This window comes from Leifsonia sp. McL0607 (assembly GCF_049993355.1).
Classification (GTDB): Bacteria; Actinomycetota; Actinomycetes; order Actinomycetales; family Microbacteriaceae; genus Leifsonia.
On sequence record NZ_CP188253.1, the window covers coordinates 1580415 to 1602358 of the forward strand.

At 69.2% G+C, this 21944-nt stretch carries 28 protein-coding genes, 1 pseudogene and 1 riboswitch; of the genes and pseudogenes, 7 read left to right on the plus strand and 22 right to left on the minus strand.

All coding sequences use genetic code 11. The annotated features are described in order from the left end of the window. Positions 1-265: 265 nt before the first annotated feature. From ACPPVW_RS07650 to ACPPVW_RS07700, 11 genes are all read right to left on the minus strand, one after another. Positions 266-634: a hypothetical protein gene (locus tag ACPPVW_RS07650; RefSeq protein WP_426625903.1), complete on the minus strand. Its 369-nt coding sequence runs from the start codon at positions 632-634 to the stop codon at positions 266-268. A gap of 38 nt (positions 635-672) precedes the next feature. Next, positions 673-783 carry a hypothetical protein gene (locus ACPPVW_RS07655; RefSeq protein ID WP_426625904.1) on the minus strand — a complete coding sequence of 37 codons (111 nt, stop codon included), beginning with the start codon at positions 781-783 and terminating at the stop codon, positions 673-675. Between the two features lie 121 nt (positions 784-904). Further along, complete coding sequence (locus ACPPVW_RS07660) at positions 905-2182, minus strand: IS256 family transposase (RefSeq protein ID WP_426625905.1); 1278 nt, start codon at positions 2180-2182, stop codon at positions 905-907. Between the two features lie 111 nt (positions 2183-2293). Next, a complete protein-coding gene (locus tag ACPPVW_RS07665; RefSeq protein WP_426625906.1) occupies positions 2294-2923 on the minus strand; it encodes an SDR family NAD(P)-dependent oxidoreductase in 630 nt (209 codons plus the stop codon). Between the two features lie 78 nt (positions 2924-3001). Continuing rightward, the gene (locus tag ACPPVW_RS07670) at positions 3002-3577 is read right to left on the minus strand and encodes a TetR/AcrR family transcriptional regulator (protein ID WP_426625907.1); all 576 of its coding nucleotides are present in this window, start codon (positions 3575-3577) and stop codon (positions 3002-3004) included. Between the two features lie 460 nt (positions 3578-4037). Beyond that, positions 4038-4664 (minus strand): cation diffusion facilitator family transporter, encoded by a 627-nt coding sequence (locus tag ACPPVW_RS07675; protein ID WP_426625908.1) that lies wholly within the window; start codon positions 4662-4664, stop codon positions 4038-4040. 325 nt (positions 4665-4989) lie between these two features. Next, positions 4990-5682, minus strand: a complete 693-nt coding sequence (locus ACPPVW_RS07680) for an NUDIX domain-containing protein (RefSeq protein ID WP_426625909.1) — start codon at positions 5680-5682, stop codon at positions 4990-4992. Next, positions 5679-6062: a YciI family protein gene (locus tag ACPPVW_RS07685; RefSeq protein WP_426625910.1), complete on the minus strand. Its 384-nt coding sequence runs from the start codon at positions 6060-6062 to the stop codon at positions 5679-5681. The genes ACPPVW_RS07680 and ACPPVW_RS07685 overlap by 4 nt, the downstream gene beginning before the upstream one ends. 79 nt (positions 6063-6141) lie before the next feature. Continuing rightward, the gene (locus tag ACPPVW_RS07690) at positions 6142-7122 is read right to left on the minus strand and encodes a YihY/virulence factor BrkB family protein (RefSeq protein WP_426625911.1); all 981 of its coding nucleotides are present in this window, start codon (positions 7120-7122) and stop codon (positions 6142-6144) included. Further along, complete coding sequence (locus tag ACPPVW_RS07695; protein WP_426625912.1) at positions 7112-7315, minus strand: hypothetical protein; 204 nt, start codon at positions 7313-7315, stop codon at positions 7112-7114. The genes ACPPVW_RS07690 and ACPPVW_RS07695 overlap by 11 nt, the downstream gene beginning before the upstream one ends. Then, positions 7312-7743, minus strand: a complete 432-nt coding sequence (locus tag ACPPVW_RS07700) for a phage holin family protein (RefSeq protein WP_426625913.1) — start codon at positions 7741-7743, stop codon at positions 7312-7314. The genes ACPPVW_RS07695 and ACPPVW_RS07700 overlap by 4 nt, the downstream gene beginning before the upstream one ends. Before the next feature lie 102 nt (positions 7744-7845). Between ACPPVW_RS07700 and ACPPVW_RS07705 the strand changes: the two genes are divergently transcribed. The 3 genes from ACPPVW_RS07705 (at position 7846) to crcB (ending at position 9277) form a co-directional block, all read left to right on the plus strand. Beyond that, positions 7846-8370 (plus strand): universal stress protein, encoded by a 525-nt coding sequence (locus ACPPVW_RS07705; protein WP_426625914.1) that lies wholly within the window; start codon positions 7846-7848, stop codon positions 8368-8370. Continuing rightward, a riboswitch (Fluoride riboswitch) is annotated at positions 8371-8445 on the plus strand. A 20-nt stretch (positions 8446-8465) separates the two neighbouring features. After that, entirely contained in the window at positions 8466-8903 is a 438-nt protein-coding gene (locus tag ACPPVW_RS07710; protein WP_426625915.1) for a fluoride efflux transporter FluC, read from the plus strand. After that, on the plus strand, positions 8900-9277 hold the full coding sequence (crcB, locus tag ACPPVW_RS07715) for a fluoride efflux transporter CrcB (protein WP_426625916.1): 378 nt from the start codon (positions 8900-8902) through the stop codon (positions 9275-9277). Before ACPPVW_RS07710 ends, crcB begins: the two co-directional genes overlap by 4 nt. 12 nt (positions 9278-9289) lie before the next feature. On the opposite strand, the gene ACPPVW_RS07720 is transcribed toward crcB, so the two are convergent. From ACPPVW_RS07720 to ACPPVW_RS07755, 8 genes are all read right to left on the minus strand, one after another. Continuing rightward, positions 9290-9643, minus strand: coding sequence for a nuclear transport factor 2 family protein (locus ACPPVW_RS07720; RefSeq protein WP_426625917.1), 354 nt, complete (start codon positions 9641-9643; stop codon positions 9290-9292). A gap of 116 nt (positions 9644-9759) precedes the next feature. Then, positions 9760-10230, minus strand: a complete 471-nt coding sequence (locus tag ACPPVW_RS07725; RefSeq protein ID WP_426625918.1) for a MarR family winged helix-turn-helix transcriptional regulator — start codon at positions 10228-10230, stop codon at positions 9760-9762. 438 nt (positions 10231-10668) lie between these two features. Beyond that, a complete protein-coding gene (locus tag ACPPVW_RS07730; RefSeq protein WP_426625919.1) occupies positions 10669-11001 on the minus strand; it encodes a ParB family protein in 333 nt (110 codons plus the stop codon). Between the two features lie 116 nt (positions 11002-11117). Beyond that, positions 11118-12167, minus strand: a complete 1050-nt coding sequence (locus ACPPVW_RS07735; protein ID WP_426625920.1) for an NAD(P)/FAD-dependent oxidoreductase — start codon at positions 12165-12167, stop codon at positions 11118-11120. Continuing rightward, complete coding sequence (locus ACPPVW_RS07740) at positions 12164-12697, minus strand: isoprenylcysteine carboxyl methyltransferase family protein (RefSeq protein WP_426625921.1); 534 nt, start codon at positions 12695-12697, stop codon at positions 12164-12166. The genes ACPPVW_RS07735 and ACPPVW_RS07740 overlap by 4 nt, the downstream gene beginning before the upstream one ends. Then, entirely contained in the window at positions 12694-13803 is a 1110-nt protein-coding gene (locus tag ACPPVW_RS07745; RefSeq protein ID WP_426625922.1) for a type III polyketide synthase, read from the minus strand. The genes ACPPVW_RS07740 and ACPPVW_RS07745 overlap by 4 nt, the downstream gene beginning before the upstream one ends. A gap of 390 nt (positions 13804-14193) precedes the next feature. Then, positions 14194-14964: an IclR family transcriptional regulator gene (locus ACPPVW_RS07750; protein WP_426625923.1), complete on the minus strand. Its 771-nt coding sequence runs from the start codon at positions 14962-14964 to the stop codon at positions 14194-14196. Then, entirely contained in the window at positions 14961-15980 is a 1020-nt protein-coding gene (locus tag ACPPVW_RS07755) for a sugar kinase (RefSeq protein ID WP_426625924.1), read from the minus strand. The genes ACPPVW_RS07750 and ACPPVW_RS07755 overlap by 4 nt, the downstream gene beginning before the upstream one ends. Before the next feature lie 102 nt (positions 15981-16082). Between ACPPVW_RS07755 and ACPPVW_RS07760 the strand changes: the two genes are divergently transcribed. The 4 genes and pseudogenes from ACPPVW_RS07760 (at position 16083) to ACPPVW_RS07775 (ending at position 18680) form a co-directional block, all read left to right on the plus strand. Continuing rightward, a complete protein-coding gene (locus tag ACPPVW_RS07760) occupies positions 16083-17333 on the plus strand; it encodes an amino acid deaminase (protein ID WP_426625925.1) in 1251 nt (416 codons plus the stop codon). A gap of 25 nt (positions 17334-17358) precedes the next feature. Further along, positions 17359-17979 (plus strand): bifunctional 4-hydroxy-2-oxoglutarate aldolase/2-dehydro-3-deoxy-phosphogluconate aldolase, encoded by a 621-nt coding sequence (locus tag ACPPVW_RS07765; RefSeq protein ID WP_426625926.1) that lies wholly within the window; start codon positions 17359-17361, stop codon positions 17977-17979. A gap of 126 nt (positions 17980-18105) precedes the next feature. Next, positions 18106-18291 (plus strand): annotated as a pseudogene (locus ACPPVW_RS07770) (alpha/beta hydrolase); the annotation flags it as partial. Next, on the plus strand, positions 18252-18680 hold the full coding sequence (locus ACPPVW_RS07775; protein ID WP_426625927.1) for an alpha/beta hydrolase: 429 nt from the start codon (positions 18252-18254) through the stop codon (positions 18678-18680). The pseudogene ACPPVW_RS07770 and the gene ACPPVW_RS07775, both read left to right, overlap by 40 nt. Positions 18681-18710: 30 nt before the next feature. Here the strand turns inward: ACPPVW_RS07775 and ACPPVW_RS07780 are convergent, their stop codons facing one another. From ACPPVW_RS07780 to ACPPVW_RS07790, 3 genes are read right to left on the minus strand one after another with little or no spacing between them, the layout of a single operon-like run. Beyond that, a complete protein-coding gene (locus tag ACPPVW_RS07780) occupies positions 18711-19862 on the minus strand; it encodes a mannitol-1-phosphate 5-dehydrogenase (protein WP_426625928.1) in 1152 nt (383 codons plus the stop codon). A 13-nt stretch (positions 19863-19875) separates the two neighbouring features. After that, positions 19876-20313 carry a PTS sugar transporter subunit IIA gene (locus ACPPVW_RS07785; protein WP_426625929.1) on the minus strand — a complete coding sequence of 146 codons (438 nt, stop codon included), beginning with the start codon at positions 20311-20313 and terminating at the stop codon, positions 19876-19878. Further along, positions 20310-21923 carry a PTS mannitol transporter subunit IICB gene (locus ACPPVW_RS07790; protein WP_426625930.1) on the minus strand — a complete coding sequence of 538 codons (1614 nt, stop codon included), beginning with the start codon at positions 21921-21923 and terminating at the stop codon, positions 20310-20312. Before ACPPVW_RS07790 ends, ACPPVW_RS07785 begins: the two co-directional genes overlap by 4 nt. Between the last annotated feature and the right edge of the window lie 21 nt (positions 21924-21944).

Genomic DNA, 21944 nt, shown 5'->3' on the forward strand with positions numbered 1-21944 from the left:
GCATGATGGCGTCGCAGATGCTGGCGGCTGTCCGTCGGGGGCTCCGTGAGGTCGGTGGTAGTTGTAGTGCTGATTCCAGATCTCAAGCGCGTCAGCGCTTTGTAGCGGTTCACCCATTCGAGGCGGTGGCGCGGGAGATGCCCATCTCTGCGGCAACGTGTATCTCTGCGGCAACGTGTGCGATCGGTCCAGTGTGGCAGCGCTGGATCATTCGATGCCTCCCAACAACGGTTAGCGGCGCGTTCGTGTGCACGACCATGGCCGGTCAGTTCACGCCCATGAACATGTAGGCCGTCTCTACCCGCCCCGCAGCGTCACGGAATACGACATCGACGCCTCGCCCGACGACTTCACCGGATGGTGCGGTCATCGACCAGCGCAGCAGGAGCGCGTGTTCGGCGTCGAGTTGCTGGTCGTAGCTGAAGGTGAGTTGCTTGGACGTGATCATGTCGTCGTGAACCCGGGTGATGTGTGCTGAGATCTCTGCGGTGCCGCGCAGAGCGGTTCCGATAGATGAGATCACGAGCTTGCCATCGGGAGCCCACATCTTCTCGATGGTGTGGCGTCGCTGATCGATGTCGGGGTCGGTCCAGGTGGCGAGGTAATCCTCGTGGAAGTTGAGGGGTGCGTTCATGACGGTCTCCTGGTCTGATCTGAGAGGGATAGTCGCTTCTAGATGGTCTTGACGGTGCCGCCGTCGATGACGAGGTCGGCACCAAGAATGCTGTCCGTCACGCGCGAGGCGAGGAAGGCGATGAGGGCTGCGACCTCGTCCGGCTCCACCAGGCGTCCGCTGGTGACACCGAAGGCCGCGGGGAGTGTGGCGAGAAAGTCTGCATGCGTCGCTCCGAAGGCCTCAGCGAGAGCTTGTCAAGTTGTGTGTGTAAGTGGGCGGTGCCTCGGGTTAGAGGTAGTGGTTGATGCGCTCGGGATAGACGAGTGAGAGTTGCTCGAGAGCTTTCATCCAGTTCGTGACGGTCTGTCCTTCGACCAGGCGTGCCTCGGCTTTGCGTTTCGCGCCGCGGGCGAGACCGCGCTCGCTCGCCCGGTCGCGTGCCCGTTTGTCCTCGATGTTGCAGATCGCGAGCCAGAGCAGCTTGACCGCTGCTTGGTCGTTCGGGAAGTGCCCGCGGTTCTTGATGATCTTCCGTAGCTGGAAGTTTAACGACTCGATCGCGTTGGTCGTGTAGATCACCCGCCGCAGCTCCGGAGGGAACGCGAGGAACGGCGTGAACCGCTCCCACGCGGCCTCGAACACCTGCGCTGATCTGGGGTTCGCCTGCCCCAGCGGCGACGCGCTGAACGCGTCCAGCGCCGCCTGCGCAGCGTCGGCGGTCGGCGCCTGGTAGATCGGCTTGAGCGCCGCGGCGACGGCCTTCCGCTGCCCGTAGGCGACGAACCGCATCGCGTTGCGGATCAGGTGCACCACGCAGGTCTGGACCATCGATTCTGGCCAGGTCGCCTCGATCGCTTCGGGGAACCCGGTGAGTCCGTCGACGCAGACGATGAGCACGTCGCGGACGCCGCGATTGGCAAGCTCGGCGCAGACGGACGCCCAGAACTTCGCGCCCTCCGTCTGCTGGACCCAGATGCCCAGAACGTGCTTGATACCGTCCACACCGACGCCGACGGCGATATGCGCGGCCTTGTTCCTGACGTGCCCGCCATCGCGGACTTTGATCACGAGTGCGTCCAGGTAGATCACTGGGTAGAACGCCTCCAGCGGCCGCGACTGCCACGCCAGGACCTCGTCGGCGATCTCCTCGGTGATGTTCGAGATCGTCTCGTGGCTGAGGTCAACACCGAGCGTGGAGACGAGATGATGCTCGATATCGCGGACGGTCATCCCGCCGGCGTAGAGCGAGACGATCATCTCATCCAACTGCGAGAGCCGCCGGCTTCCGGTCGGGACCGGCCGAGGCGTGAACGTCCCGTTCCGGTCCCGCGGGATACGCAACTCGACCTCTCCAGCGGTGGTTCCGACCGTCTTAGAGAACACCCCGTTCCGCGAGTTCGCGTGCAACGCAGCCTCAGGATCACCCTTCTCATACCCGACATGCTCCGTCAGCTCAGCCTGCAATCCGCGCTCCAAACCCGTCTTGATCAGCTGCTGAATGAACCCGCCATCCCCATCAAGCTGGACCTCGCCCGCGTCGATCTTCGCGAACAGATCATCCAACATCCCAGACGCGATCAGACGCTGCGCGCCCTCCGCCTGAACCTTACGCCGCTCTTCACGCGACGCCCTATCGATAGCCAACAGTGTGCTTCCTTTCGCAAGGAGACCCACCCCTTACACACACCATTTGACACGCTCCTCAGCGACTTTGCTTCCGAAACCATCCGGATCGCGCCACAGACCCGTGCCGACAGGGCCAGGAGAGATCGTGTTCACACGCACACCCTGGGGACCGAACTCTTCCGCCAACCGCTTCCCCAAAGCCGTCAGTGCAGCTTTCGCCTCGCTATAGCCGACCGGCCCAGGCGCCGGCACGCGAGCATTGATCGAGGACACGTTTACGATCGCGCCACGGCGGGCGATGAGTGACGGAAGCGCAGCCCGCGAAGCCCACACCGCACTGAACAGGTTCAGGTCCAGCAGATCTCGCCACTGGTCGTCGTCGGCGTCAAGGAACCCTCCGAGCTTCAACGTGTCGACGTCACCCGCGCCGACGTTGTTGACCAGGATGTCGAGACCGCCCAGCTCGGTGAGCGCCGCTTCCATAACCCGCCGAGCACCTTCGGGCGTAGACAGGTCTCCTGCGACGCTGAGTAGAGTCACCTGTTCGAGCTCCGGCGTGATCGTCCGTGCCGCGCCGACCACACGTACGCCTTCTTTCGCGAGGGCTCGTGCGGTGGCCAGGCCGATTCCTCGGCCCGCACCGGTTACCACCGCTGTCTTGCCTGAAAGAGCGAGATCCATTCCTATTACCTTTCTTGAACTACTGGTCTAAAACGTGAGGATGAAAAGGGGCGACGTCAACAGGGATGCGTCGACTGGCTAAAGAGCCATCATGGCTGTGTCGATGATCCGGTGCAGCACGGGCGCATCGTGGGTCATTGCCATCACGCGAAGCCCGGCCAAGGTATTCGCGACATGTTCGGCCAGCGCCTGCGCGTCGCGATGACGGGCAACATCACCCTCGACCTGCCCCTGTCTGATGCGCTCGGCGAACCAACCTGTGGACTCATCCTGCATCCGACGCAACTTCTCAGAGAGCCGGGCATCCTCGCCCGCGAGTTCGACCGCCGTGTTTCCAATCAGGCACCCGCGCCGCTGAGGCTGCGCGAGATCCTCATCGACCACCGCCTTCATCGCAGCCGCGATGCACTCCCGCGCCGTCCCCGACCGCCCCATCCACTCCCGGGCCGTCTCAATCACATGCTGGTGATACAGATCCAGGCACTTATCGAAAAGCGCCCGTTTGCTGGCGAAGGCGTTGTACAGGCTCCCCTTCGCGACGCCGGTCACCTCGGCGAGCTGAGCAGGCGACGTACCCGAATAGCCATGCGTCCAGAACTCCTCCATCGCGCGCGACAACACCACATCGTCATCGAAGGCTCTCGGGCGTCCCATACGGCCATGCTACCGATTACTAGTCCTGTGGGTCAAAAACCGTGTAGACAACCTCATGGCCAACAACAGCTAGCTGGTGCGGTGCGAAGACGGTCCGTACGTGTGAAGCGCGGAGCAAACGTGCGGAGTTGTAGCCGATACCATATCATCATGAATTTCACCGTAAGCGTCACTCAATTGGTCCTCGGGCTCGTGGTCGTGGGTTGCGGAATCGGACTCCTCGTCGGTGAACGGGCGCTTGGGTGGCTACTCCTCGTGACTGGTGTCGCGATTGTCTCATCGGCGACCATCGGAGTCGTGCGCAGGCGGGGCCACAGACTCTCTCGCTGAGCCGAACTGGAACAGATTTCACGTGATTGCGACGATGACGTCGCCGATTGTGACAGCGGCTGCAAAACCAGTGGTGAAGGGGGCAGTCGATTGCGGCTGCCAACGAGGTGGTGAACGTCCACCAGTAGGCTCAGTCGCCGTCGAAGTCGACGTCTTTGCCGCGCAACGCTGCGATGGCCTTGACCATGAGCTGGGTAGCGGCAATGGCAATCAGGACCGAGACTCCCAACGCCAGCACCGGGTCGAGCCAGTAGAGCCCGTTCGTCACCAGGATGATCACGCCGGCGAGGGCGATCGCTGCGGCTGCAGCAGCGTCGGCGAGGGCGTCGATCAGCACCGAGCGCATATGCAGGTCCTCCCCGGCGGCGGAGCGGCCGAGGACGAACGCGCCAGCGAGCATTACGACCATCGTGAAGACGCTGACGATCACCATCGGCAGACCCTCAACCGGCGGTGAGCCGTCTCGCAGGCGGGAAATCGTCTCGAAGGTAATGGTCAGCAGTAGTGTCGCGTTGACGAGCGCGGCGATCGCGATCGGTCGTTGCGCATGCGGGTGGTCAGGGTCGCGGTCGCGGAGCGCGATGGCGATGAGGCCGAGGACGAGTGCGAAACAGTCAGCGACGGTGTCGCCGGCGGCGGCGAGCACACTGACGGAGTGCGCCAGCAGACCCGCGACGACCAGCCCCACGATCATCGCGAGGTTCAGGCCGAGGACGATCAGGATCCGGCGGCGTTGACTCGACCGCGGTGCCCTCATCGACGACAGGTCGGGCAGGGGGGATTTGTGGAGTCGGCCACGTGAGCATTGTTTCATTCCGCCCGCACATCGACCGAGTGCCGTAAGCGGGTGACCGAATTCGCGTCGAAACTCCGTCGATCCGGGATCGGGCCGGAGCCCATCTGGCTCCTGCGCTCCTCAGCCCAGCGGCACCTCCGCCCCAGTCGCTTCATCACAAGTGTCGGCGTCATCCGTTGGATGCCACGAAGACGATGGCCTCGCCGTGATCTACGCGCGCGTGGCACTCCTGGCGCGTCGGCTGCTGCGGTCTCGGCCGCGCGCGCTGGTCGTGGTCGCCAACCTGTCAGGAGCGATGATGGTCCTGACCGAACAGGTTCAGCGCCGCCCACTGCAGCAGGATGACTGTCTTGCCGTCCACGATGCGCCCGTCGGCGATCATCGCGAGCGCCTCGTCGTAGCCGACGGTCACGGGCTCGATCTCCTCGCCCTCCTCTGCGAGCCCACCGCCTCCGGCGATCTCAGTAGGAAGGTACTCCGCCGCGTAGAAGTGCACGCACTCCGTGACCGAGCCGGGGCTCATGAAAAGGTCGAAGAGGTGATCGAGGGCGCCGACCTGCACGCCGAGCTCCTCCGCGGCCTCGCGGCGGATCGCCTCCTCCGGCGCATCGCCGTCGAGGAGTCCGGCAGCGGCCTCCACCAGCATGCCGTCCGGGTGACCGTTGACATAGGCGGGGAGGCGGAACTGCCGCGAGAGCAGCAGGGTGCGACCGACGGGATCGTAGAGCAGCACGGTGGCGCCATTGCCGCGGTCGTAGGTCTCGCGGGCGTGCGTTGTCCACTCGCCGTCGCGGCCGCGATAGTCGAAGGTCGTGCGCCGGAGGACGTACCAGCCGTCGGAGACGACCTCCACGTCGTTGATGCGGACATCGGGGTTGCCGGTCAGGCCGCGGCCGGTGCGGTGCAGGCCCGTGCGCCCGCGGTCGTCCGGGAGGTCGTGGCCGGGTCGTGCGTCATGGTGCGGGTCGTCTGCGCTCACGGAAGCAGAGTATCCTCCGTTCGACCCTCGGTCGCAGGCTGCACAGCGTCCGCGCGCAGGTACGCACCGGTCACCTCACGGACCTCCACCCCGCCGCCTTGCCAGGTGGCGGGATTGCGGCGCGCTATCGCGAGCGCGGCCTCCCGATCGGCGGCTTCGATGATGCCGATGCCGGCGACGATCTCTTTCGACTCGGTGTACGGGCCGTCGGTCACGCCGTCGCCTCGGACCGAGGTCGACTCCGTGAACGGGGCGAGCGCGAACGCGGCGATCAGGTTCCCGTCGCGGATCAGGTCCTCCGAGTGCCGGTCGTGCTCGGCGAGCTCCTCCGGTGTTCCGGCGATGCCGTTGCCGTAGATGAAGATGGCGAACTGAGCCATGGCGGGTCCTCTCCGATAGGTCGTGTCGGTCAGTGTCGTTCACGGGAGCGTCGAACAGCCGGGGCCGGATTCGACATCCTCAGCGAAAGCGCCGCCGGATCGCCCTGGCGGCCAGGATGTCCGCCGCCTCGGCATCTTTCGCCCTGATGATCGCCTTGTCGGACTTGAGCGGCAGCGCCCTGCCGCGCTCGACCTCCACCCCACGCACCAGCTCGCGCGCCCGCGCGATCTCGGAGTCGAGCTCGGCGCCGAGGAGGAGGACGACGTTCGCGATCCAGATCCATAGCAGGAAGACGATGATGTCGGCCAGGGTGCCATAGGTCTTGTCGTAGCTGCCGAAGTTCGCCACGTAGAACGCGAACAGGACAGACGCGATCCCGAGTGCGACGATCGCCACGACGGCGCCGGGGGTCAACCAGCGGAACCGCGGCTGTCGCACGTTCGGCGTCGCCGAGTAGAGCAGGGCGACCAGCAGCACCAGCGCGACGATCACCACAGGCCAGCGGAGGATCGACCACGCGGTCTTCGCCGCGTCGCCCACACCGAGAGCGTTGCCGAGGGCCTCGGCGATCGGGCCGGAGATCACCAGCAGCACGGCCACGACCGCGATCAGGATGAGCGACGCGAGCGTGACCCCGAGCTGAACGGGACGGAGAGCGAACACGGTCCGGCCCTCCCGCACGCCGTAGATGCGGTTGAGCGCGCGGCCGAAGCCGCCCACGAAGCCCGACGCCGCCCAGATCGCGCCGACGACGCCGATCACGAGGGCCCAGCCTGTGGCGGGCGACGACGCGAGGCTCTCGATCGGCTGCTTGACGACTGTCAGCATGCCGGGCGCCACCTGCTCCACCATCCCGAAGAGCGCGTCGATCCCGGACTGGCTCTGGCCGACCAGCCCGAGGATGCTGACCAGTGCGATCATCGCGGGGAAAAGCGACAGCACGCCGAAGTAGGTCAGCCCGGCGGCGAGGTCGGTACAGGCGTCGGCGCTGAAGCGACGCAGGGTCCGTGTGAGGATGTACCCCCACGGGAGGCGTCGCCAGGAGGCGTCAGCGGCCACGCGAGCGTCCTCGCGCCACGAGGGCGGCCACGCCACCCACGACGGCGAGGAACACGGCAGCGGACGCCACGGGATGCGACCGGATCTGCACGAGCGGATTGAACGTGGCGAAGATGTCGTCGAGCGTGGTCGCGAGCTCGTCCCGCGTCTCCTCCAGCTCGAGCTTGAGCGTGTTCATCCCCTTGCCGCTCACGGCCGCTCCCCTCTCAGCGCCTGCGCGTCGGCCTTCAGCTCCGGACCGAGGTCGTCAGGGACGGGCGGCATCCCGCGCTTGAGCATCGCCCGTCCGATGAGGGCGGCGATGATCGCGAGCACGATAAGGATGCCCGCGACGATGAGCGCGGCCAGCCAGCCCGGCACGATGAGGGCGAACGCGAACACGGCTGCCGTTATCAGCACGCCCCCTGCGAAGAACACGAAGACCAGCGCGCCGACGAGCAGGCCCGCACCGATCCCCGCCGCCTTCGCCTTCGCCGCCATCTCGGCCTTGAACAGTGCGAGCTCGGCGGCCAGGAGGCGTTTGAGCTGCGCCGTCGCGTCGCGGGTCAGCTGCGGCAGCGGTCGCAGACCTCGCGTGGTCCGGCGGCGCTCGCGGGGGAGCGCGGCTCTGTGTTCGCTCATTCCGTGGCCTCCCTGGCTGTCGGGTTCGAACGTACCCCACGGGCGGAGACGAGCCAAGGGAGGATCCACCGTCGGGAGCGCAGAATGGTGCACACTAAGGGCATGAGCGGCAACGGCAGCACCGGGTCGGGTGGCGTCCTCGTGGCGGTCGTGCCCGGACAGCCCACGGCGGTGCTCGACCAGGCGGCGAGACTCGCGGGCGACCTCGACGTGCCGCTGGTCTGCGCCAACGTCGACCCCAACCGCTACCTGGTCTCGAGCTACGTCGACGGCACGGTGGTGGCCCTGCCGTACGACCCCGACCTCCCGGAGGTCGAGGAGGAGACCTTCGACTCCGAACTCGAGTCGGACATCCGCGAGGTGATGAACGGCCGCGGCGTCCCGTACACGCTGAAGCAGCTCGCCGGCGACCCGGCCTGGGCCCTCGCGCGCCTCGCCGACGAGATCGACGCTCGCTACATCGTGGTCGGCACGCGCGAGGCCGGGCTGCGCGGCAGCCTCCGCGAGTTCTTCAACGGGTCGGTGGCCGCGCACCTCGCCCACCGGCAGCACCGGCCCGTGATCGTCGTGCCGCTGGCGCCGGTCAGCGGATCGCAAGCGCTGCCGTGGGAGGACCCGCCGGTATAGTGGTCCAGCGGCGATGGAGCTCGCCGGGGCGTGAGCGCCCGAACCGCGACGGTCGCTGATAGTTCCTGCGCTTCGTTCTGAAGGGTGGATGCCGCGTGTCCGCGAGAACCCCGTTGCCCGTGCACCTGCACTGGCGATCCGTGCTGCTCGTCTTCGTCGGCGGCGCCATCGGCACCACGGCGCGCTACCTGCTGTCGGCCGCCGTGCCGACGGTGGGAGGGGTCCCGCTCGTCACGCTGGTCATCAACGTGACGGGCGCCTTCGTGCTGGGTTGGTTGCTGGAGGCGCTCGCTCTGCGCGGCCCGGACGCCGGGCACCGACGCGACCTGCGGTTGTTCGCCGGCACGGGAATCCTGGGCGGCTACACCACGTACAGCTCGTTCGCGGTCGACACCGACGGGCTGTTCGCCGCGAACGAGCCGACCGCCGGTATCGGCTATGCGCTGGCGACCATCGTGATCGGCGCGCTCGCCTCCGTTGCCGGCATCGCCGCAGCCGCGGCGATCGCGCGGCGCAAAGGAGCCCGCCGGTGACGCTGCTGCTGGCGCTCGCCGTGGCGGTCGCGGGAGGTCTCGGTGCCGTGTCGCGGCTGGTGTTCGACGGCCTGCTGCGTGCCCGCTTCCGGATCGCCTTCCCGTTCGGCACGACCGTGATCAACGTGACAGGGTCGTTCCTGCTCGGTCTCGTGACCGGGCTGGTGGCCGCGCACGGCCTCCCGCCGGAGTGGAGGGTGATCGTGGGCACCGGGTTCCTCGGCGGCTACACCACCTTCAGCACGGCCAGCTACGAGACCGTGCGGCTGGCCCAGCAGCGGCGCTATCGCGCGGCGTTCGTCAACGGCGTCGGGATGCTCGTGTTCGCGCTCGCCGCGGCGGGGCTGGGGCTGTGGCTGGGCGGCTTGCTCTGAGCCGAGTGGAGGTCAGCCCTCCTGCTCCATCCACCACTCGGTGAACTCTTCTGCGCGGCCGTCGGCCGCCAAGCGGATCACCCACAGGTTCGAGTAGGTCGGGCCGTCGTGGTAGTCCGTGACGCCCTCGACGAAGTACAAGGCGCCGTCCTGTCCGAGGAGCCGCCACTCGAAGTCGACGGAGCCGGGGTCGTCCTGCGCGTCTAGCCAGCCCTCGACGATCTCGAGGTGGCCGTCCCACGGCTCGGCGAACGGCTCCGTGCGATAGCTCGAGTCCTCGGTGAAGAGCGCCCGGATGTCGTCGGGGTCGTTGGACTCCCACGCCGTGCGGTAGCGGTCGATCCAGGTGGTGATCGCGTCGGCCATTCCCCCGTTATACGCCCTGCGTCAGCCGACCCACCAGTCTTGACAGACCGCTGCGTTTGCTGTGCGATCGTGACGGCGGTGGTGTTCTCGCGGGTCGCGCTCGTGGAGGTGCTCCGCTAACTCGCGGCGCCGGCTGAGGCGCCGGCGAGTGCCAGCTGCGGCAGGGCGTCGAGCAGTGGGGCGAGTTCCGGGATGCGATGCGCCTCCTGGAGGGCGGCCTCCAGCGCTTGGTCGTGGACGGGCCGTGCCGTGTCGAGCAGCCGGCGGCCGCTCGCGGTGATCTCGGTGTAGATGCCGCGCCTGTCGTCGAGGCAGTCGACGCGGGTCAGGAGGCCGCGTTCTTCCAGGCGGTTCACCAGCCGGGTGGTGGCGGACGGGCTGAGGGCGCTGGCCCGCGCGAGCTGTTGCATGCGCATGTGCCAGCCGTCTTGCCTGCTCAGGGCGTCGAGCACCGTGTACTCGACCACGGAGAGGCCGGTCTCGCGGGAAAGCTGCCGCTCCAGTTCGTTCTCGATGAAGTTGTGGAGCGCGGCGAGCGTGCGCCAGCCCTGTGCGCGCACTTCGACGGCGTCGTCGGCGATGCCCACGGGGTCTCCTCACTGTCGGTCGCGCAGACACGGGTTGCTCAAAAGTAATTGCATGGGCAACTGTTTATGGCGCGTCTGCAAATAGCCATGCTACGCGGTCGCACGCACGATCCCCGTCGTTCCCAGGAGTTCCCCATGCCTGCTGGAGGTCGGCCTCACCGAGTTCGTGATCGCCGGACTGCTGCCCGACGCCCCCGACAAAAGGCCCGCAATTGCGATCTCGACGCCTTATCGGGCTGGCGGTGTTGGTGCCGCGTTCGACGGGACGACCCGGGAGCGGAGCGGTCGAGAACGGCGGTCCGCGCGGTGAGCTACGGGCGTTCCGTTCCGCGCAGCTGTGGCTCTCGCCGACACGGGAGGCATCACTGCAGGATCACAGGAAGGATGACGCGACGGGGGCGACCGGTCGCACAGGCAGGACCGCCCCCGCGACGCCTGTCAGAATCCGATCGGACGACCGGGGGAGAGAGGCTCCTCGCTCGCTTGGAACGTCTCTCCGCTGTTGTACTCGGCCTCGCGGCGCTCGACCTCGGCGATCAGCGCCTTGTTGAGCATCTCGGACCAGCTGCTGTCCTGTTCGTCGAAGGAGGTGGAGCGGTAGGCCGCTCGCGCGCGGTTGCGGAGGCCTTCGCTGAGGTAGAACGTGACGCTCGTGCGCCGGGCAGGGGTCGCCTTCTCGGCTACCGCCGTCGGGCGTGCGCGGAACTCTGCGGAGACGCGCTCATCGAGCTGCGGTTCGTCGCCGCGATCGGGCAGGTCGGGGTTGGTCATCGCACCTCGCAACATATTGCATGTGTCATCTGTCGGCAGCATACTACCTGATGTTCCTGCCCGCTAGATCCGCGTTTCCGTTCTGACACGGCGTCTCTCAGCAAGAGGGACGCTCTTCAGCGTGACAGGCGCTCCACGATCGCCCCGAAGAGCTGGGGCCGAGCTGTCGCCGTGGGCACGATGCGAGGCCGGAACGACGAACGCGCCGCGACGACGAGTCCCGTGGTGAGCAGGCGGAAGTCGCGAGTGGTGGCCCGCCACGCCCGCTCGTACTGCTCAGTATCACCCGCGCGCACCGCCGCGACCGCGGCGCGCGCTTGCGCGAAGCCGACGCGCATCCCCTCCCCGGTCAATGCGTCCACGTAGCCGGAGGCGTCGCCCGCGAGCAGCACACGCCCGGCTGACCGCGACCGCGAGCGCTGCAGCAGCGGGCCGGCGCCGCGCGCCTGCGACACGGCGGGCGCGCCCGCCAACCGCTTCGCCAGCGCAGGGATGCCGGCGAGCGACGCGTCCTGGTCGAGCGGGCGCGGACCGAGCACCGCGACGCCGACGGTGCGATCGTCCACCGGGGTCACGTACGCCTCCACGAACGGCGACCAGTGCACCTCCACCAGGTCCGTCCACGGCGCCACCGCATAGTGCCGACGCAGCCCGTACCGCCGTCGGTCGGGGGGCTGCGTCCGTCCCTCCAGGCCGAGCAGACGCCGCACGGGCGAGTGGAGGCCGTCGGCCGCGATCACCCACGGAGTCTCGATCTTCTCCCTGCCGTCGGCCCCGAGCGTCAGCTCCACGACATCCCGCCGCTGCGTCAGGCCGGTGACCCGATCCCGAACGACGGGCGTGTCGAGCTCCGCGGCCCGACGTGCGAGCTCGCGGTGCAGCACGGTGCGCCGCACGCCCCTGCCCGGTCGGTCGGCGAAGCGGTGCTCGACGCGCCGCCCCGCGTCCACGTAGGCGACGCCGGCCAGCGGATGGCCAGGGGGGTCCACGCCGATGCGGTGCAGAGCGGCGAGGGCACCCGGCATCAGGCCCTCCCCGCACGCTTTGTCGATCGGGTCCTCGCGCGGCTCGACGACGACGACCTCCATGCCCGCGAGCCGCGCCTCGATCGCGCAGGCCAGGCCGATGGGGCCCCCGCCCACGACCACGAGCTGCGGCGCCGTCATGCGCGCGTGGCGGCGGACGCCCCGGACGCGGCGAGAGCGCGGTTCTCGCAGGGGATGCGGAAGCCCAGGAGGAGCACCGCGTTCACGACGGTGAAGGCGATGGCGGTGATCCACGCGGTGTGCACGAGCGGCAGCGCGAACCCTTCTACGACGACCGCCGCGTAGTTGGGGTGGTGCAGCCACCGATAGGGGCCGCGGGCGACCAACGGGAGGCTGGGCACGACGATCACGCGTGTGTTCCAGCGCGGGCCGAGCGTCGCGATGCACCACCACCGCAGGGCCTGGCTCGCCACGACCAGCGCCAGCATCGGCCAGCCGAGCCATGGGAGGAACGGGCGGTCGAGCAGCCACACCTCCGCGAGGCAGGCGAGCAGGAGGCCGGTGTGCAGCGCCACCATCGGCGGGAAGTGCCGTCGCCCGTACTCGACGCCGCCGCGCGCGAACGACCAGCGCGCGTTGCGCGACGACACGATCAGCTCCGCGATCCGCTCCGCACCGGTGGCGAGGACGAGCACGGTGTACCAGATCACGCGACGTCCCCGAGCTCCGGCGAGGAATGCTCGGCTCGTGCGCCGTCCGCCCACCGCAGCAGCACCAGCTCGCTGGTGACACCGGGTCCGAGCGCGAACAGTAGGCCGATGGTGCCGGACGGGTGGGCGTCCAGCTGCTCCGCGAGCACGTGCAGCACGGCTGCCGACGACAAGTTGCCGACCCGGGCGAGCGACTGCCAGCTGGCGTCGAGCGCGTCCGCCGGGAGGTCGAGCGACCGGGCGAACGCCTCCAGCACTTTGGGGCCTCCGGGATGCGCCGCCCACGCGCCGACGTCGGACACCGCGAGGTCGTGCTCGGAGAGCAATCCGCGGGCGTCGTCCGCGAAGTTGCGGTCGATGACCTCGGGGACCCCGGCGCTCAGTACGATGCGGAACCCGGTGCCGCCGATGTCCCACCCGATCACGTCCTCCGTGTCGGGGTAGATGCGGCTGCGGGTGTCGAGGATCTCCGGCCCGGGGAGGCCGAGCTCGCGGGCGCGGTCGTCTCCCGCCATCACGACGGCCGCCGCGCCGTCGCCGAAGAGGCCGCTCGCCACGATGTTCGCCATCGAGTCGTCCCTCGCCTGCACCGTCAGCGAGCACAGCTCCACCGAGAGCAGCACGGCGATCTCGCCCGGGTGGCCCTGCAGATAGTCGTTGACCCGGGCGATGCCGGCCGCGCCGGCGACGCAGCCGAGGCCGAAGCTCGGCAGGCGCTTGACGTCTCGCCGCATCCCGAGGCGCTGCACGAGCTGGGCGTCGATGGAGGGGGCGGCGATGCCGGTGACGGAGGTGAACAGCAGGAAGTCGACGTCCGTGGCGAGGAGCCCGGCGGTGCCGAGCGCCTGGGTCACGGCTCTCTCGGCCAGCGTCGTGCCCTCGGCGATGAAGAAGTCGTTGGACTCGCGGAAGGAGCCCAGCGAACTGTACTGCTCGAGAGGCATGACGAGGCTGCGGGTCTCGACACCGCTGGCCGCGTGGATGCGACGCATCACGGCCTGCCGCTGCGGGTCGCTGGTGATCATCGCGAGGAGCGCGGCGGTGATCTCGCCCTGGCTGTAGCTGCGGGCGGGAAGCACGGGCGCCACGGCCACAATACGGCTCACATCCGAAACGTACCACCGGGGAGGGTCGGCGCGGCGCGCTCGCGGTGAACTGTTGGGTTCTCGGTCGCAGGCCCGATCCTCCGGCGGCAGCGCGCTACTGCGGGCAATTCCGGAGGTCGCGGCCCACAGGGCTGCGATTCTCCGGCGGAACGGCCCCAACGCCGGCGTGTCCCCGCAAGGTTCCGGAGTTACGGACACTCCGCGGGCCGTGCGGGCAACTCCGGAGGTCACGGACGACACACCGCACGAGAGTCCGTTCGTCCGGATTCGCGCAGCGAAGTCCGCCAGGACTCCGGAGGAACCGAGCCGGGGGCACGCCCCCTGCGAGAAGGTGTGCGCGGGGCGGGGCCTCGCTCGTGGTGACGGCGATCCAGTCGGTCACGAGATTCCTCACGATGGCGCGGAGGCCGAGGACACCGGGTTGGGCGCCCCCAGCTCGGCCGAGATGCGGGTCGTCGCGTCGAGGAGGGCGGGGAGCAGTGCGAGGACTCCGTCGTGCGGGAGCACCACGTTGGGCACCGAGATCGAGACCGCCGCCGCGATCCGCCTGTCAGGACCGCGGACGGGCGCGCCGACGCAGTTCATGAACGTCTCGTGCTCCTCGTGGTCCTCCGCCCAGCCGCGCTCGGCGCAGATCGCGACATCCGCGAGCAGAGCGGAGGCGGTGACGTGCGTGCGTGGAGTGAACGCGGGGAGGTCGAGGCCGGCGACGATGCGCTGCCGCTCGGCCGGGTCCACACCGCCGAGGAGAACCTTGCCGACCGCTGTCGCGTGGAGGGGCGCCGGGAGGCCGATCCTCGAGTACATCCTCAGGCCCTGGCGCGAGTCGACCTTGTCGATGTACGTGACGACGCCGTCCTGATACGTCGCAAGGTGCACGGTCTGGCCGGTCGCGGCGGCGAGCTCGCGCAGGATCGGCCCGGCGGCCGCCCGCACGTCGACGGCGTCGAGCGCGTCGGAGGCCAGGGCGAACACGGCGGGTCCGACGTGGTAGCGGTGGGCGGCGTCGTGGCCGGCGAACCCGCGCGACTCCAACGTCTGCAGCAGCCGGAGCACCGTCGACTTGTGCACGCCCAACTCCTCGGACAGCGCGTCCAGGGTGCGGACTCCGCGCGCGACGAGCCCGAGCAGGTCGAGCGCGCGGGCGACGGACTGGCTCACGGCGTCACCTCGTGCCACGGGATCTCGCCGGGATGAACGCGCCAGCGCTCCCAGGTCGCGTCCTCGGCCGCGGCGATGGCGTCGCGCTCGCCGCCGCTCGGAACGGCCAGGGGCCGGTCGCCGTGCCCGACCAGCGTGAGCGCGGCCAGGGCGTGGCCGAATCGGAGAGCGGCGGTGTCGTCACGCCCCTCCACCCGCCCGGCGAGGAAGCCCGCGGCGAAGGCGTCGCCCGCGCCGACAGGCTCCACGACCTCCACGGTGAGGCACGGAACATGTGTCTCGCCGCCGCCGCGTCGGTACGCGGAGGCGTGTCGATCCTCGTCTTTCAGCACCAGCGTCTCCAGGTGCGGGAGGTCGGCGAACACGCGAGCCGGATCGGTGTGGCCGAAGTGCGTCTCCGACTCCTCGTGTCCGGCGAACAGCAGGTCCGCTTGAGCGACGAGCGCGGCGAGCGCCGACCGGTCGCGGCCGGTCCACAGTGCCGGCCGGAGGTTGAGGTCGACGCTGACGAGGGTGTTCGGGCCGACGAGCGAGCGGAGGCTCGCCGCCACTTCGGCCGTGGAGGCGGAGAGCGCCGGCGTGATGCCCGAGGTGTGGACGACGGCCGCGCCGCCCAGGAGCGCCGCGGCGGGTGGGGAGCGGAGCTGCGCCACTCCGAGCGCCGAGGCCGCCGACCAGCTGCGGTAGTAGTGCATGCGCGTTCGCACGCCGGTGGGGCCGGCCGCGGGTTCCTTCACATAGAGGCCCGTCGGCCGGGTCGTGTCGCGCTCGACGGCGGAGGTGTCCACGCCGGCCTCCTGCGCGGTGGCGAGGACGCGGTCGCCGAAGCCGTCGGCGCCGAGCCGGGACACCCATGCGGTCGGGAGGCCGAGCCGAGCGAGGGTGCTGGCCACGTTGAACTCCGCGCCGCCGACATCGGAGCCGAACGTGCGGGCCTCCGACAGCGGGAGGTGGTGGTCGGGATAGAGGACGACCATCGCCTCGCCGATGGTCACCAGGGGTGCGGCCGCTGCCATCCGTTTCCCCTTCCGCGATCGTCAGGGATCATGCTAGACAAGAGAGAAGCGACCGCGCAACGAGCATTGCATGATGTGCAACGACGCGGAGAAGGAGGACGGATGGAGCAGTACAAGGCCGCGCCGCTCGGCTTCTCGTCTGCTGACGTCACCGACCTTCCGCGAAGCCGTCCGCTGCTGCGCGACTTCCCCACTCCGATCGTGACGCTCAGCGAGTCCGCGGTCGCCCACAATCTCGCGACGATGGCCGACTGGTGCCGGGAGGCCGGCGTGGGCATCGCACCGCACGGCAAGACGACCATGAACCAGGATCTCTGGAGGCGCCAGCTGGACGCGGGGGCGTGGGGCATCACCGTGGCGACGCCGTGGCAGGCGTCGGTCGCGCTCGGCTGGGGCATCCCCCGCGTTCTGCTGGCCAACGCGCTCGTGCAGCCGTCCGCCCTGCGCGCGCTCGCTGCCGATGCCGACCGCCTGACCGTGTGGGCGGACTCCACGCGGGCCGTCGACATCATGACCGAGGTGCTGAGCGGAGGCGCCGCCGCCGGTCCGCTCGACGTGCTCGTCGAGCTCGGCGGTGCAGGCGGCCGGACGGGCGCGCGCGGGGTGGCGGCCGCGCTGGCCGTCGCGACCGCGGTCGCAGCCTCGCCGAGCCTCCGGCTCGCCGGAGTCGCCGGCTACGAGGGAGCACTCGCGCACGACGCCTCCCCGGAGTCGCTCGCGCGCGTCAGCGCCTACCTCGAGGAGTTGGTGGCGCTGCATGACGCCATCGAGGCCGCCGGTCTCTACCCGCCCGACGGGCCGGTGATCCTCACGGCCGGCGGCAGCGCCTACTTCGACCAGGTCGCCGACGCGCTCGCGCCGCGTCGTGACCTCGACGGTATCCGTGGACGGCGGGTCGACGTGCTGCTGCGTTCGGGCGCGTACATCACCCATGACGACGGCTTCTACCGATCGATCACACCACTGCGTCGTACGGGCTCCGGGAAGGAGTTCCGGGCGGCCATCCACGGGTGGGCGACCGTCGTCTCCCGACCCGAACCGGGCCTGCTGCTGGTGGACGCCGGCAAGCGCGACCTCCCGTACGACGAGGGCCTGCCCGTGCCGCAGGCGATCCGACCGTTCGGCTCCGCGGTCGCCGTTCTGCTGCACGGAGCCGTCACCACCGCGCTCAACGACCAGCACGCCTTCGTGCGGGTGCCGGAGGACGCCGTCGTCGCGGTCGGCGACGTCATCCGCTTCGGGCTCTCGCACCCGTGCACGACGTTCGACAAGTGGCGTGCGCTCGCCGTGGTGGACGACGCTCTCGCGCCCGAGCCGCACGTGATCGAGCTGCTGGAGACGACGTTCGGATGACGCGCGCACGGCTGACAGGAGACCCATGCTGATCGAGACCTTGACGGCCGACCGGGCGCTCGCTGTCGTCCGCGCCCCGCGCATCGACGACCCCGCCTCGCTGTGCCGCGCGCTGGCCGCGGGCGGCATCCGCGTCGTCGAGTTCACCTTCACCACTCCTGGTGTGGAGGCCGTGATCGCGGAGGCCGCGGCCGAACCGCACGACGCGCTGGTCGGGGCGGGCACGGTCACCGACGCGCCCACGGCGGAGGCCGCCATCGCGGCCGGCGCACGATTCCTGGTCACCCCGGGCATCAGCGAGGGCGCCGCCGCCGTCGCCCGCGAGGCGGGAGTTCCGATCATGCTGGGCGCGCTCAGCCCGACGGAGGTCATGCGAGCCGTCGACCTCGGGTCCGTCGCCGTGAAGGTCTTCCCGGCCTCCACCGTCGGACCCGGGCACCTGAGGGACCTTCGCGGACCGTTCCCCGCCGTCCCGTTCGTCCCGTCCGGTGGCCTCCGCTCCGACAACGCCGGAGAGTGGATGGCCGCGGGCGCGCTCGCGGTCACTGCAGGATCGAGCGTGGTCAGCGCGGCCGACATCGAAGCGGCGGCCTGGGAGGCGGTGACCGAGCGGGCGCGTGCGTTCAGCCGAGCGGCGACCGCATGAGCGGCGTCGCGTCCGTCGACTCCCTCCGGATCACTGGCGGGACGATCCTCGACGGCAGCGGTCGGCCGGGCCGCGCCGGCGACGTACTGGTCGCTCGCGGGCACATCAGCGCTTACGCTCGGCAGCATGCGCGCCTTCCTGATCCTGCACGGCTGGGACAACTTCCGCCCGCCCGGGCACTGGCAGCGCGAGCTCGCGACGGCACTGCGGGAACGCGGGGAGCGCGTGGTCTATCCGCAGCTGCCTGACGCAGCGCATCCCGACGTGGAAGCGTGGCGGGAGGCCGCCGCTGCGGCGCTCGACGAGGCCGCCGGAGGCGGTGCACGCGTGACGGTCATCGCTCACAGCCTGAGCGCGACGCTCTGGCTGGGCGCACGGCCGGACGACACTGGTGCCGGTCGGTCGTCGAACGGGTCCTTCTCGTCGCCCCGCCCTCGCCCGGCTTCCTGCGCGACAACTCGGAGGTCGCGGCGTTCGCGGAGTTGCCCGTCAGCCGCCCGGCCGCCGAGACGCGCATCGTCGCCTCGGACGCCGACCCGTGCTGCCCGGAAGGCGCGGGGGCGGTCTTCTCCGGTCCGCTCGATATCCCGATGACAACGATCCCGGGCGGCGCCCACCTCACGATCCCGGCCGGATACGGCACGTGGACGTCGGTGTTCGAGTGGTGCCTCGACCCGACAGCCACGATCGTCCCGCGCTGACGGCCTCGAGCGCCCTCGCTGGGCAGCGACTCAGTCCTGCGCCGCGCGGACGACCTCCACCAGCGGCTCGAACAGCTCCTCGCCCCGCTGCACGCCCATGACCTCGTCGACGATGTCCTCCGCAGCAGCACGCTGCAGCAACTGCTGCAGCTCGAAGCTCTGGGAGTCCTCCGGCACGTCGAAGCGCAACGCGGCGCCGACGGCAGCCAGCAGCGCCTCCGGCACCCCGCCGACGTACTCCACGAAGTCCGAGGCCGGCCCGATGAACCGGTCGTCGCGGCCGAGCTTGCGCAGTGGCTCACGGCCGACGCGCGTCACCTCGTCTACCAGGTACGGGTTGCGGAAGCGGTTCAGGATCTTCGCCCGGTAGGCCGTCAGCTCCTCCGCGTCGAGCCCGTGCTTGGCGCTGAGCGCCGCGGAGGTCTCCGCGAGGGCGGCCTCTGCGGCGGCCAGCACGGCAGGGATCCCGATCGCCTGACTGATCGTCGTCGCACCGGCGAGGAACCCGGTGTACGCCACCGTCGCGTGGCCGGTGTTCACCGTGAACAGCTTGCGCTCGATGTACGGGCCGAGCGAGTCGACGAAGTGCGCGCCGGGGATGGCCGGCTCGTCGCCGTTGAACGGGCTGCGGTCGACGACCCACTCGGAGAAGGTCTCCACCGTCACGTCGACGCCTGCGTCGGGTGCCTGGGCGGGCACGATGCGGTCGACCGCGGTGTTGGCGAACACGGCGCGGGAGGCCAGCTCGTCACGGGTGTCGTCGTCCGGGATCCCGTCCATCAGCTCGGCCGCGAGCAGGTCGGTCGCCCCGATCGCGTTCTCGCACGCCATCACCGCCAGGCGGGGCGCGTCAGACGCGCGCGCGGCGAGGCCGCGGGCGATCACCGGAGCCACGAACCGCAGGACGCGCGGGCCGACCGCGGTCGTGACCACGTCGGCGGTCGCGATCTCGGCGACCAGCGCCTCCTCGTCGGTCGCGCTGTTGATCGCGCGAAACCCGGTGACGGTCTTCGTCTCCGGTTCGTCGCCCACCAGTTGCACGTCGTACGAGTCGGCGACCTCGAGGGCGTCGATCAGCTCGGCGTTCACGTCGGCGAACACCACCTCGTAGCCGGCTTCGTGGAGCAGGAGCCCGACGAAGCCGCGCCCGATGTTGCCTGCCCCGAAATGGACGGCCTTCATGCGCGCCTCCGTCTCAGTCGTTGACGTCGCCGAGGAGCGCGAACAGGGCGTCCGCGTCGGTGGCGTCGATGAGCTTCTGCACCTCGTCCTCCTCCGAGAAGAGGATCGCGATCTTGCTCAGGATGTCGAGGTGCTCATTGTTCCGCCCGGCGATGCCCACGACGAACCGCACCTCCTCGCCGCCCCAGTCGAGCGGCGAGGAGTAGCGGACGAAGGAGAGCGCCGATCGCACGATCTCGTCCTTGGACTCGTTGGTGCCGTGCGGGATGGCGAGGCCGTTCCCCATGAACGTGGAGACGGTCGCCTCGCGCTGCGCCATCGAGTCGACGTAGCCCGGCTGCACGGCGCCCACCCTCACGAGGAGCTCACCGGCCTCCCGGATCGCGTCCTCCCGCGTGGTCGCGCTGCCCGCGGCCACGACGTTCGCCCGGTCGAGAATCGTGTCGGTCATGTGGTGGCGTCCTCCGTTTCGTTCCGCTGGTTGGCGACGAGGTCGACGACCTCGTCGTACTTGGGGCTGTTCATGAAGTTGTCGACGGACACGTGCATCGAGTTCGGCGACTGTCCCTTGGCGCGATCGGTGAGCTCGCGCTGCGTGATCACCAGGTCGGCCGACCCGTCGAGGTTGCTGATGGCCTGGTTGGTCACCGTGACCCCCTCCACGCCGGCCTTCTTGATCTTGTTCCGCAGCACGGACGCGCCCATCGCGCTCGAGCCCATCCCAGCGTCGCACGCGAAGACGATGTTGCGCACCAGTCGATCGGTGGCGTCGCCCTGGGCGTCGCCGGTGTCGTGCTCGCCCTCCTGGACCAGGCCCTCGAGCACGGAGGACCCCTTGCCTTTGTTCGCCTCGGTCTGCGCCACGGCGGAGCTGAGGTCGCCCATGTTGCCCGCCGCGATGTCGCGACGGCGGCTGGCCCGCAGGATGATCGATGCGACCACGAACGAAACAGTGGCGGCACCGACGACCGAGAGCACGACACCGGGGATGCTGGTGAGCGGTGCCTGTGCCAGCACGGCGATGATCGACCCGGGGGAGGCGGGGGCACGCAGACCGGAGTTGAAGGTGACGTTGATCGCGATGCCGGTCATGCCGCCCAGGATCGCCGCGATGACGATCATCGGCTTCATGAGCACGTACGGGAAGTAGATCTCGTGGATGCCGCCGACGAACTGGATCAGAGCCGCGCCCGGCGCACTCGCCTTGGCGATGCCCATGCCGAAGATCGAGTAGGCGATCAGGATGCCGAAGCCGGGGCCGGGGTTGGCCTCCAGCAGGAACAGGATCGACTTGCCCTGCTGCTGCGCCTGCTCGATGCCGAGCGGAGTGAGCACACCGTGGTTGATCGCGTTGTTGAGGAACAGCACCTTGCCCGGCTCGATCAGGATGCTCGCGAACGGCAGCAGGTGCAGAGAGATCAGCCAGTTGACCGCGTCGCTCAGGACACCGCTCAGCCATTCGACGAGCGGCGCAATCCCGAAGAACGCGCCGAGCGACAGCAGCATGCCGACGATACCGGCGGAGAAGTTGTTCACCAACATCTCGAAGCCGGCCTTGATCTTGCCCTCCCAGATGCGGTCGACGTGCTTCATGACCCAGGCGCCGAGGGGGCCCATGATCATGGCGCCGATGAACATCGGGATGGTCGAGCCCACGATGACACCCATGGTCGCGATACAGCCGACCACACCGCCGCGGACGCCGTAGACCATGCGCCCGCCGGTGTTCGCGATGATCAGCGGTAGCAGATACGTGATCATCGGGCCGACGAGGCCGACGTACTGCTGGAAGGTGTGACCGCTGGGATCCTGCGCGAGCACCGTTGCGGCGCCGGTCCAGCCGATCTTGGCCTGGTCGCCGAAGCCGCCGATGATGCCGTTGATCGCCCAGCCGGTGTCCTTCAGCCAGCCGGTCGCGATGAACAGGGCCGTGATGAACCCCCAGGCGATGAACGCCGGGATGTTCGGCATGACCATGTTCGAGAGGAAGGTCCCGAAGCGTTGCACGTGGACGCGAGCGCTGCTGGGCTTCTTCGGCGTCGTCGCTGTCGCCGATGTCATGAGGTGCCTCGTTTCTGTGTC